Origin of the sequence: Nioella sp. MMSF_3534, from assembly GCF_030732985.1 — a bacterium.
Lineage (GTDB): Bacteria > Pseudomonadota > Alphaproteobacteria > Rhodobacterales > Rhodobacteraceae > Nioella.
Genome location: NZ_JASHJX010000072.1, coordinates 1 through 11,569 on the forward strand (window position 1 = coordinate 1; position 11,569 = coordinate 11,569).

11 protein-coding genes are annotated in these 11,569 nt (G+C 65.4%); 9 read left to right on the forward strand and 2 right to left on the reverse strand.

What is annotated here, in order from left to right; all coding sequences use genetic code 11:
- Positions 1-112: 112 nt before the first annotated feature.
- The 8 genes from RBB16_RS19535 (at position 113) to cysE (ending at position 8,913) form a co-directional block, all read left to right on the forward strand.
- On the forward strand, positions 113-325 hold the full coding sequence (locus RBB16_RS19535) for a rcc01693 family protein (protein ID WP_306047709.1): 213 nt from the start codon (positions 113-115) through the stop codon (positions 323-325).
- Complete coding sequence (locus RBB16_RS19540) at positions 318-974, forward strand: phage tail tape measure protein (protein ID WP_306047710.1); 657 nt, start codon at positions 318-320, stop codon at positions 972-974. The genes RBB16_RS19535 and RBB16_RS19540 overlap by 8 nt, the downstream gene beginning before the upstream one ends.
- A gap of 13 nt (positions 975-987) precedes the next feature.
- Entirely contained in the window at positions 988-1,620 is a 633-nt protein-coding gene (locus RBB16_RS19545; RefSeq protein ID WP_306047711.1) for a DUF2460 domain-containing protein, read from the forward strand.
- Positions 1,617-2,504 (forward strand): DUF2163 domain-containing protein, encoded by an 888-nt coding sequence (locus tag RBB16_RS19550; protein ID WP_306047712.1) that lies wholly within the window; start codon positions 1,617-1,619, stop codon positions 2,502-2,504. Before RBB16_RS19545 ends, RBB16_RS19550 begins: the two co-directional genes overlap by 4 nt.
- Positions 2,501-2,932, forward strand: coding sequence for an NlpC/P60 family protein (locus RBB16_RS19555; RefSeq protein WP_306047713.1), 432 nt, complete (start codon positions 2,501-2,503; stop codon positions 2,930-2,932). Before RBB16_RS19550 ends, RBB16_RS19555 begins: the two co-directional genes overlap by 4 nt.
- A 5-nt stretch (positions 2,933-2,937) precedes the next feature.
- Positions 2,938-7,299 (forward strand): glycoside hydrolase TIM-barrel-like domain-containing protein, encoded by a 4,362-nt coding sequence (locus RBB16_RS19560; protein WP_306047714.1) that lies wholly within the window; start codon positions 2,938-2,940, stop codon positions 7,297-7,299.
- Positions 7,292-8,002, forward strand: coding sequence for a DUF2793 domain-containing protein (locus tag RBB16_RS19565; RefSeq protein ID WP_306047715.1), 711 nt, complete (start codon positions 7,292-7,294; stop codon positions 8,000-8,002). Before RBB16_RS19560 ends, RBB16_RS19565 begins: the two co-directional genes overlap by 8 nt.
- A gap of 89 nt (positions 8,003-8,091) precedes the next feature.
- Positions 8,092-8,913 (forward strand): serine O-acetyltransferase, encoded by an 822-nt coding sequence (cysE, locus tag RBB16_RS19570; protein ID WP_071691872.1) that lies wholly within the window; start codon positions 8,092-8,094, stop codon positions 8,911-8,913.
- 128 nt (positions 8,914-9,041) lie between these two features.
- On the opposite strand, the gene RBB16_RS19575 is transcribed toward cysE, so the two are convergent.
- Positions 9,042-9,341: a hypothetical protein gene (locus tag RBB16_RS19575; RefSeq protein WP_306047716.1), complete on the reverse strand. Its 300-nt coding sequence runs from the start codon at positions 9,339-9,341 to the stop codon at positions 9,042-9,044.
- A gap of 174 nt (positions 9,342-9,515) precedes the next feature.
- Here RBB16_RS19575 and RBB16_RS19580 point away from each other — a divergent pair, with 174 nt between their 5' ends.
- Entirely contained in the window at positions 9,516-10,583 is a 1,068-nt protein-coding gene (locus RBB16_RS19580; RefSeq protein WP_306047717.1) for a PLP-dependent cysteine synthase family protein, read from the forward strand.
- A gap of 232 nt (positions 10,584-10,815) precedes the next feature.
- Here RBB16_RS19580 and RBB16_RS19585 read toward each other — a convergent pair.
- On the reverse strand, positions 10,816-11,569 hold a 754-nt coding region (locus RBB16_RS19585; protein ID WP_306047718.1), incomplete at its 5' end, for a dihydrolipoamide acetyltransferase family protein.

An 11,569-nucleotide genomic window follows, 5' to 3' on the forward strand; every position in this document is an offset into this window, starting at 1 on the left:
GCGGCTGGCAGGGGGAGCCTGCGGATCTGGCCAGGGCCGAGATCGGTGGCGGGCCGCTGGAAGCCGCGCGGGTGGCGGCGCAGCTGCTGGCACTGTCCTTCCGGCCGCCCAAATGAGCAGTAACACCCGCCCGTTCGACTGGCCCGGCCTGATGCGGGCCGGGATGCAGGGGCTTGGCCTAACACCGGCTGAGTTCTGGGCGCTGACCCCTGCGGAAGTGCTGCTGATGCTGGGTGAAACCGGCGGCGCGGCACCGATGGGACGGGCGGGGCTGGAGGCCCTGGCCGCCCGTTTCCCAGACCATAAGGACACATCCGATGGATGAGGAACTGAACGATTTCGATGCGGAACTGTCGGCGCTGGAGGCCACTTTGGGTTCGACCAGCCAGATGGTGGCGACGTTTCATGCCGAGCTGCGATCAATGCAGGACTCGATGCTCTACACGGGACGCGAGGTGCAGAGCCTGAGCCGGTCTTTCGGCGGCGGGCTGCGGCGCGCGTTTGACGGGGTGATCTTCGACGGCATGCGCCTGTCGGACGCTCTGCGAACCGTGGCGCAAAGCATGGTGGACGCGGCTTATAACACCGCGATCCGGCCCGTGCAGAACGCCCTTGGCGGGGCTTTGGCCAACGGGGTGAATTCGCTGATGTCCGCCGTGCTGCCCTTCGAGCGGGGCGGCGCGTTTTCCGGTGGCCGCGTGACGCCCTTTGCGCGCGGTGGCGTGGTCAGCGGCGCGACGCCCTTCGCCATGCGGGGTGGCATGGGATTGATGGGCGAAGCCGGGCCGGAGGCCATCATGCCGCTGACCCGCGGGGCGGACGGACGGCTTGGCGTGCAGGCGCAAGGCGGCGGCCGCCCGGTGCATGTGACGATGAATATCTCGACGCCCGATGTGCAGGGGTTCCAACGGTCGAAAAGCCAGATCGCGGCGCAGATGAGCCAGGCTCTCGCGCGCGGGCAGCGTAACAGGTAATGGGGGCAAGGCTATGAATTTTCACGAAATTCGCTTCCCGGCCAATCTGAGTTTCGGCTCTGCCGGCGGGCCGGAGCGGCGCACCGAAGTGGTGCAACTGGCCAACGGGTTCGAGGAACGCAACACCCCCTGGGCGCATTCGCGCCGCCGCTATGATGCGGGTGTGGGCATGCGCTCGCTTGACGATATCGAGGTGCTGATTGCCTTTTTCGAGGCCCGGCGCGGGCAGTTGCACGGGTTCCGCTGGAAGGACTGGTCGGACTACAAAAGCTGCGCGCCGTCTAAGGAACCGGGGTTTCGCGACTGCGTGATCGGGACCGGGGATGGCGAGACGAGGGCGTTCCAGCTGGTAAAGACCTATCGGTCTGGTGACGAGGGCTATACCCGCCCGATCACCAAGCCTGTGGCCGATACCGTGCGCGCCGGGTTCGACGCCGCTGAACTGGTGCAGGGCGTGCATTTCGAGGTCGATACGGTCACCGGGGTGATCACCTTTGCGGACGCACCCGATCTGGGGGTCGAGGTGAGTGCCGGGTTCGAATTTGACGTGCCGGTGCGGTTTGACACGGACAGCATCCAGACCTCGGTCGCCAGCTTTCAGGCGGGGGATGCCCCTGCGGTGCCGGTCGTGGAGATCCGGGTATGAACGGGGCGGAGCAGTTTGCCGCCCATTTGGCCGGTGGCGTGACCGAGGTGGCGCGGTGCTGGCGGGTGATCCGTCGGGATGGGCAGACCTTCGGGTTCACGGATCATGATTGTGCTCTGATCTTCGACGGGACCACGTTCAAGGCCGATAGCGGCCTGACGGCCTCGGCGCTGAGCCAGTCCACCGGGCTGTCGGTGGACAACACCGAAGCCATTGGCGCGCTGTCGGATGCGTCGATCACCGAGGCCGATATCGAGGCGGGGCGTTTCGACGGGGCCGAGGTGGAGGCGTGGCTGGTCAATTGGCGCGCGCCGGAGAACCGGGTGTTGCAGTTCCGGGGCAGCTTTGGCGAGCTGGAACGGCAGGCGGGCGGCTTTCAGGTGGAGCTGCGCGGATTGGCCGAGGCGATGAACCGGCGGATGGGGCGGGTCTATCAGCGTGGCTGTTCGGCGGTGCTGGGGGACGGTGCGTGTCGGTTTGATCTGGCCACGCCGGGATATGCGCATGAAGGCGCGGCGGATCGGGTCTCTGACGGGCGGTTTCTGGAGTTCGACGGGCTCGACAGCTTTGAGCCGCGCTGGTTCGAGCGGGGCCGGTTGCGGGTTTTGTCCGGGGCGGCTGAGGGGCTGGTCGCGGTGATCAAGAACGACCGGTTTGCCGATGGCATCCGCAAGGTGGAGCTGTGGGAGGCGCTGCGGGCGGAGCTGCGGTCCGGGGACCTGCTGCGGCTGGAGGCCGGGTGCGACAAGCGAATGGAGACCTGTCGGCTCAAGTTTTCCAACCTGCTGAATTTTCAGGGGTTTCCCGACATACCTGGCGATGATTGGGTCATGGCCTATCCCGGCCGTGGCTCGGCCAGCATGGATGGGGGCAGCCTGCGATGAGCGTGGTGGTTGCGGCGGCGCGGGACTGGATCGGTACGCCTTACCTGCACCAGTGTTCGACCCGAGGGGCCGGGTGCGATTGTCTTGGCCTCTTGCGCGGCGTCTGGCGCGAGGTGATCGGGCCGGAGCCGGAAGCGATCCCCGCCTATACGCAGGATTGGTCCGAGCCGCAGGGCGAAGAACGGCTGTGGCGCGCGGCGCTGCGTCATCTGACGCCGAAACCGCTGACCGATGAGGCCCCGGGCGATGTGCTGCTTTTCCGTATGCGGGAGGGGGCCGTTGCCAAACATCTGGGGCTGCAGGCCCGGACGGGGCCGGAGGCCAGCTTTATCCATGCCTATAGCGGGCATGGCGTCGTGGAAAGCGCGCTGACGCCGCCGTGGGAACGGCGGATCGCGGCGCGGTTCGCATTTCCCGAAAGGAACTGAACACAATGGCAACCATCCTTCTTTCTGCCGCTGGCGCAGCGCTTGGCGGGCTGAGCTCGGGCACCTTCCTGGGGCTGACCGGTGCCGTGATCGGGCGGGCCGTGGGGGCCACTGTGGGCCGGGTCATCGACCAGCGATTGTTGGGGTCCGGGTCCGAGGTGATCGAGCAGGGGCGGCTGGACCGGTTTCGGCTGTCGGGGGCTTCGGAAGGGGCATCCGTCGCGCGGCTTTTCGGGCAGATGCGCCTTGGCGGGCAGGTGATCTGGGCCACCCGGTTCAAGGAGCATGTGACGGTGAGTGGCGGCGGCGGCAAAGGCGCACCGCCAACGCCGAGAACCGCAAGTTATTCCTATACGGTAAGCCTTGCCGTGGCGCTCTGCGAGGGTGAGATTTCACGGGTCGGGCGGGTCTGGGCCGATGGCTCGGAACTGGCGCGGACGGATCTGACGATGCGCGTCTATCGCGGCACCGATGATCAGATGCCGGACCCGAAGATGGAGGCCGTGGAAGGCGCGGGGCAAGTGCCCGCCTATCGGGGCATCGCCTATGTGGTGATCGAGGATCTGGACCTTTCCCCCTATGGCAACCGCCTGCCGCAGCTGAGTTTCGAGGTTTTCCGCCCGGCGCGGCCCGAACATCTGGACAGTCCCCCGCAACCGTCCGAGGCGATCCGCGCGGTGGCCATGATGCCGGGCACGGGGGAATATGCGCTGGCGACGACTCCGGTCAGCCTCGCGCAGGGCTTTGGCCGGTCGGAGAGCGCCAATGTGAATACGGCCGCCGGTGTGGCGGATTTCGCGGTGTCGCTGGAGGCATTGGAAGGCGAACTGCCCAATTGCGGGGCGGTGTCGCTGATTGTCAGCTGGTTCGGGGATGACCTGCGTGCGGGGCAGTGCAGCGTCAAGCCGAAGGTGGAACAGCAACAGGCGGATGGGGCAGAGATGCCCTGGACCGTGGCCGGTCTGACACGGGGCAGTGCGGAGATGCTGGCGCAGGTCGAGGGCCGCGCAATCTATGGCGGGACGCCCACGGATCAGTCGGTGATCGAGGCCATCGAGGCGCTGAACGCGGCGGGGCAGGAGGTGATGTTCTACCCCTTCCTGCTGATGGAGATCCTTGCCGATAGCGGCAAGCCCGATCCCTGGGCCCTGACCGGCGATCAGCCCGCCTTGCCATGGCGCGGGCGGATCACGGGAGAGAAGGCGCCTGGCGTGGCGGGGTCTCCTGACGGGACCGTTGCCGCCGAGACCGAGGTTGCGGCGTTTTTCGGCACGGCCAGCGCCGCCGACTTCGCCGTCTCGCCCGGGTCGGTCAGCTATTCCGGCCCGGCGGAATGGAACTATCGCCGCTTCATCCTGCATAATGCGGCGCTCTGCGCGGCGGCGGGCGGCGTGGAAAGCTTCTGTATCGGATCGGAGATGCGCAGCCTGACCCAGTTGCGGGGGGTGAGCGGCTTTCCGGCGGTGGACGCGCTGATGGCGCTGGCTGCCGAGGTGCGCGCGTTGCTGCCCGATGCGAAGCTCTCTTACGCGGCGGATTGGTCTGAATATTTCGGCTACCACCCGCAGGACGGGTCTGGGGATGTCTATTTCCATCTCGATCCACTATGGGCGGATGCCAATATCGACTTCATCGGCATCGACAATTACATGCCCCTGTCCGATTGGCGCGACGGACGGGACCATGCGGATATCGGCTGGCGGTCGATCTATGAACTGGACTACCTGCGCGCCAATATCGAGGGCGGTGAGGGCTATGACTGGTACTACCCAAGCGACGAGGCCCGCGCGGCGCAGCTGCGCGCGCCGATCACGGATGGGGCCTTTGGCGAGGACTGGGTGTTCCGCTACAAGGATCTGCGCGGGTGGTGGGAGAACCTGCACGTGCATCGGCGGCGAAGCTTTCGGTTTGATGCCCCGGATGCGTTGAATCCCCAAAGCTGGGAGGTCATCGGCGGATCGGCCACGCCGGAGGTCGGGATCGTGGAAGAGACCTTCGATCACCCGATGCGCATCGCATCCGCTGGCGCGACCTGGCATAGGCTTCGGCGCATCGTCGATCTGAAGGCGGGTCAGGTTTATGACGTGGAACTGGTCTTCACCAAGGGCAGTTCAAGCAGGTTCCGTTGGTTCGTCTACTCTCAGGACGGGGCCTACCACTATGTTCAGGGCACCATCGGCAACCTTGCTTTCGGAAATGGCGTGTTGGATCTCGAACAAACCGAGATCGCGCCCGATATATGGCGACTGCGGTTCAGCTTTGTTGTCGCGCAAGACACGCCTGGTGCACGGCCCTCGGTTGGGCCGTTCTCGGCGACGCCGGGCGATGACGTGATCCTGTGGGGCATGGCGGTGTTGCCGCGCGGGCAGAGTGCAACGGGGTGGATCCCAGCGTCGAAACCCATCCGCTTTACCGAGATGGGCTGCGCGGCTGTGGACAAGGGGACGAACCAGCCGAACAAGTTCCTCGATCCGAAATCCTCGGAATCGGGCTTGCCCCATTTCTCGAACGGGCGGCGCGATGACCTGATCCAGATGCAGTATCTGCGCGCGATGACGAGCTATTGGCTGCACCCCGAGCATAACCCCGTGTCGGAGGTCTATGCCGGTCCGATGCTGGATATGGATCACGCCTATGTCTGGGCCTGGGATGCGCGGCCCTGGCCCGCCTTTCCCAATGCGCTGGAGGTCTGGTCCGACGGGGAAAACCACGCGCGTGGACACTGGATTTCGGGCCGGATGGGGGCGGAGCCCTTGGCCGATGTGGTGGCCGCGATTTGCGAGGAGGCGGGGATCACCGATTATGATGTATCGGAGCTTTACGGCTTCGTGCGCGGGGCCATATCGTCGGACGTTGAAAGCGGGCGGGCGCGGTTGCAGCCATTGATGCTGGCTTACGGGTTTGAGGCGGTGGAGCGGGATGGTGTGCTGGTCTTCCGGTCCCGCACCGGACTGCCGGATGCTGACGTGTCCGAGGACTGGATGGCCGTCGATGAGGATGGTGCCTCCGCCCCGCTGCGAACCCGTGCCCCGGAGGCAGACAAGGTGGGCCGGGTGCGCCTGACGCATGTGGAAGCAGCGGGCCAGTTCGAGGCGCGGGTGGCCGAGGCGGTGTTCCCCGATGACGGGTCCGACACGATCAGCGAAAGCGAGCTGCCGCTGGTGCTTACCGGTGCCGAGGGGCGCGGCATCACCGAACGCTGGCTGGCCGAGGCGCGGGTAGCGCGCGATACGATCAGCTTCTCGCTGCCGCCGTCACGGCGCGATCTCGGGGCCGGATCGGTTTTCGAGATGGACGACGGATCGACCTGGCGGATCGACAAGCTGGAGGACGCAGGCGCACGGAAGGTGGAGGCGGTGCGATCGGAGGCGGAGATCTACGAGCCGTCCGACACGGTCGAAGAGGCGGTGAGCGCGGAGCCCTTCGTGCCGCCCTTGCCGGTGAGCCCGGTTTTCATGGACCTGCCCCTGCTGACGGGCGACGAGGTGGAGCATGCCCCGCATCTGGCGGTCGCGGCCGAGCCCTGGCCGGGGTCGGTGGCGGTCTACAGCTCGCCGTCGGACAGTGGCTACGTGCTGAACACGCTGGTCGATGTTGTCTCGGCGGTGGGCGTTCTGGAAACGCCGCTTTTCCGTGCCACGCCAGGGCTTTGGGACCGGGGACCGGCCATGCGGGTGCGGATGAGCACCGGCAGCCTCAGCTCGGCCAGTGTCGAGGATGTGCTGAACGGGGCCAATGCCGCGGCGGTAGGCGATGGCAGCGGTTCCAACTGGGAGGTGATCCAGTTCGCCGAGGCGGTGCTGGTGGGCGAGGACCTGTGGGACATCCGGTTGCGCCTGCGCGGGCAGGCGGGGTCGGACGGGATCATGCCCGATGACTGGCCTATCGGGTCGCTCTTCGTGCTGCTGGATGGCCGTCCGGGGCAGATCGAGCTGCCTTTGTCGGCGCGCGGATTGCAGCGGCATTATCGGGTGGGGCCTGCGGGCAAATCCTATGATCACCCGGTTTATGCCCATGCGGCGCTGGCCTTCGACGGGGTAGGGCTGCGCCCCTATGCCCCCGCGCATCTGAGGGCGCCGCAGGTCGGAACGGACCGTCAGGTCAGCTGGATCCGCCGCACGCGGATCGACGGCGACAGCTGGCAAGGCACCGAGGTGCCGCTGGGAGAGGATAGCGAGGCGTATCTGCTGCGCATCCGCGATGCGGGGGGGCTGAAGCGAGAGGAAACGCTCAGCGCACCTGCCTTCACCTACACCGATGCCATGCAGGTCAGCGACTCCGTCACCCTGCCTTACACGATTGAAATCGCGCAGGTTTCTGCGCGGTTCGGACCCGGGCCCTTTGCAAGGATCGAGATCAATGACTGATACGACAAACCTGACCCTGCCGCTGCTAGCCGCCAGCCAGGCGCAAAAACATGTGACCGTGAACGAGGCGCTGACGCGGCTCGATGGCGTGGTGCAGCTGCGCCTGCGGTCGCGCAGCCTAACCACACCGCCGGGTGCGGTGCTGGAGGGCGAATGCTTCGGCGTGCCGCCCGGTGCGGTGAATGACTGGGCGGGCCATGACGGCGAGATCGCACAATATGCGGGCGGTGGCTGGGCCTTCTTCGCGCCGCAGCGGGGGTGGCGCGCTTTCGTGGACGATACGGGCAGTTGTGATCTGCATGACGGCAGCGACTGGCGCGCGGGCGGGTTGACTGCGTCGCCCGGTGGCGGCGGTGTCGCTGTGCACAGCGTGGAGGCCGATGTGCTGATCGGGGCAGGGCCGACGGTGGCATCAGGCCTCAGCTTCCCGGCGCGGTCCATCGTTCTGGGGGTCACGGGGCGCGTGACCGATGCCATCACCGGTGCGCTGACCGATTGGCGGTTGGGCGATGCGACCACGAATGACCGCTATGGCAACGGCTTGGGCAAGCCATTGAATTCATGGGTCAGCGGCCCGGCAAACCCCTTCGTTGTCTGGGCTGATACGGAGCTGGTCCTGACCGGAAATGGTGGTGATTTCGCCGGGGGAACCGTCAAACTGGTCGCGCATTACCTGAGTTTCGCGATTCCCGACGCGGTATAAAAAATCGTGATCAGCGGGATCAGGGGTTTCAACTTGGACCTTTGCCTCTATCTGCGGTAGAAAGGGCTACGCGAACGCAGGAGGCCGCCATGGCAAAGACCCGCACACATCTGGCCGAGCTCGACCCGGTCTGGAGCCGCATCACCCGCGAAGCCGAAGAGGCAGTGCGGGACGAACCGCTTTTGGGCGGGCTTGTGCATGGCTGTATCCTGCATCACGCGACGCTGGAGGCGGCGCTGGCCTATCGCATGGCGCAGAAGCTGGCCTCTGGCGAAATGTCGGAACAGCTGATTCGCGAAATTGCGGATGAAGCCTATCGGTCCGACCCGTCGCTTGGCGCGGCGGCACGGGCCGATATCGTGGCGGTCTTCGATCGCGACCCGGCCTGTCATCGCTTCATCCAACCCCTGCTGTTCTTCAAGGGATTTCAGGCGGTTGAGGCCTATCGCGTCGGCCATTGGCTGTGGCGACAGGGGCGCCGGGATCTGGCTTACATGATCCAGATGCGGATCAGCGAGATGTTCGGCGTCGACATTCACCCCGCCGCCAGGATCGGCAAGGGCATCATGATCGACCATGCCCATTCCATTGTGATCGGGGAAACCGCCGTGGTGGGCGACAATGTCTCGATGCTGCATTCGGTGACCCTTGGCGGCACCGGCAAGGAAGAGGAAGACCGCCATCCCAAGATCGGCGACGGTGTTCTGATCGGCGCAGGCGCCAAGGTGCTTGGCAATATCAAGGTGGGATGCTGTTCGCGGATCGCGGCGGGCTCTGTTGTGCTGCACGAGGTGCCACCCGCAACCACAGTCGCCGGTGTGCCTGCGAAAATCGTGGGCGAGGCTGGCTGCGATCAACCGTCCCTGTCCATGGACCAGATGGTACAGGGCTGCGGGGGCGGCAAGGACTGATCCCGAATCAATCGAATTTCTCAGACACCCGCGCCAGAGATAGTGCGGGTTTTCTCCGTTCGCGTTGAAAAAAAGCCCGTGAAACCAAGGGCTTCACGGGCAGTCCAACAGGGAGGGAGGAAATCGGATCAGGAGGACAGAACGCGCGCCGGGACGGGCTTGGGCTCTTTTCGCAGGGCAATGCCGCCAAGCGCCATCAGGATGTAAAAGCCCTGGATCAAAGCGGCGCTGAGGTTGAAATCGGCCCAGAGGCTGACCATCACGCAGCTGGCGGCGGCGAGGACCATGACGAAATATTCAGGGCGCTTGCTGTCGAGACGGCCGGTGCTGAGGCAGAAGAACGCCGACGCGTAGATCGCGAAGCCCAGAAGGCCGAAAGCGCGGCAGATGAACTGGGCATCGAGGGCTGTGAGGTCAAGGGAATGCATGATCTGTGTCTTACGCTATGGGCTGTTGAAACTGGGTCGGGTCGGGGGCTCGCATCGTTCAATGCATATATGTGTAAAATAAACACTAACTTAAGTCAATACACAATCGTTCGATTTGTTCTTTGCCGCGATCCCGCTTAGGTTGAAGCCGACGCAACAGGGAAGGACAGAGCCATGACACGCCAGACCGAGGGGCGCGGGCGCCTCTATGACAGCATTCTCGACACCGTGGGCGACACGCCCTGCATCCGCATCAACCGGCTCGCGCCAGAGGGGGTGGAGCTGTACGTCAAGGCCGAAGCGTTCAACCCCGGTGGATCGGTCAAGGACCGGCTGGCGCTGAACATCATCGAGGCCGCCGAAGCCTCCGGCGCACTGAAACCGGGGCAGACGGTGGTGGAGGCGACAAGCGGCAATACGGGCATCGGGCTGGCCATGGTCTGCGCCGCCAAGGGCTATCCGCTGGTCATCACGATGGTGGAAACCTTTTCCGTGGAACGCCGACGGCTGATGCGCTTTCTCGGTGCCAAGGTGGTGCTGACGCCCAAGGAAGAAAAGGGCACCGGCATGTATCAGAAGGCCAAGGAACTGGCCGAGGCCAATGGCTGGTTCTTCGCCCGCCAGTTCGAGACCGAGGCCAATGCCGACATCCATGAGGCCACGACCGCGCGCGAGATCATGGCCGATTTCGGTGGTAGAGGCCCCGATTACTTCGTCACGGGCTATGGCACCGGCGGCACGGTGACCGGCGTGGCGCGCGTGCTGCGCCGCGAAAGCCCGAACACCAGGATCATCCTGACCGAACCCGTGAATGCGGCCCTCGTCGGCAGCGGCCATGCGCAAGCGCGCACGGCAGATGGCGAGCCTACCGAAAGCCACCCCGCCTTCAACCCGCACCCGATCCAGGGCTGGACCCCGGATTTCATCCCGCTGGTGTTGCAGGAGGCGCTCGACTCACATGGCTATGACGAGCTGATCTCGGTCGCAGGCCCCGACGGCATCGCTGCGTCCAGGGCGCTGGCGACGCAGGAAGGCATCTTCACGGGCATCTCCGGCGGGTCCTCCTTCGCCGTCGCGCTTGAGGTGGCGAAAACCGCCCCCAAGGGCGCGCGCATCCTGTGCATGCTGCCCGACACCGGCGAACGCTACCTGTCCACCCCGCTCTTCGAGGGCGTGGAAAGCGAGATGACGGAAGAGGAACTGGCGCTTATGCGCTCTACCCCCGGCTATCAGATGGGATGACCCCTTCTTTTTGGCCCAAATACTCCCGCCGGAGGCATCCGACCTTGCCACCTGGCGCTGGCCTCCGCCCGGCAGGACGAACCGCCCCACATTCCCGTGGCAACGCGGCCCGACGACGGCCCCAACGGGGCCCGAGGAGGGGCGCTCCCGGGTCGACGCCGCAGGCGGCGACATCCCCATGAAAAAAGGGCGACCATCAGGCCGCCCTTTCGCAATCCTCTGATCTGATGCTTCAGGCCAGCATGGTCAGCGGGTTTTCCAGGTTCTCGACGATCGCCTTCAGCAGCTCCGCGCCAAGTGCCCCGTCGATCACCCGGTGATCCACCGACATGGTGACCGACATCACCGTCGCCACGGTCAGTTCGCCATCTTCGCCCACGACCGGCTTCTTCACGCCCGTGCCCACGGCCAGGATGCCCGCATGAGGCGGGTTCACGATGGCGTCGAAATTGTCGATGCCGAACATGCCGAGGTTCGAGATCGCGAAGGTGCCGCCCTGGTATTCGGCGGGGGCGAGCTTGCGGTCGCGCGCGCGCTTGGCAAGGTCCTTCATCTCGCTCGAGAGCGCCGAGAGCGACTTCATGTCGGCGTCTTTCAGGACCGGCGTGAAGAGCCCGCCCTCGATGGCGACCGCGACGGCCACATCCGACGGCTTCAGCTGCAGTACCCGGTCGCCAGCCCAAACCGCGTTGCAGGCGGGCACCTGTTGCAGGGCGTTGGCCACGGCCTTGATGATGAAATCATTCACGGACAGTTTCACCCCACGCGCTTCCAGCTGCTTGTTCAGCTGCGAGCGGAACTTGAGCAGCGCATCGAGCTTGATGTCGCGGCGCAGGTAGAAATGCGGGATGGTCTGCTTGGCCTCGGAAAGCCGCGCCGCGATGGTCTTGCGCATGCCGTCGAGCTTGATTTCCTCGTACTCGCGGCCCTCGTACATCTTGGCGACCATGTCGGCGGAGGGCCCGGCGGGGGCTGCAGCGGCAGCA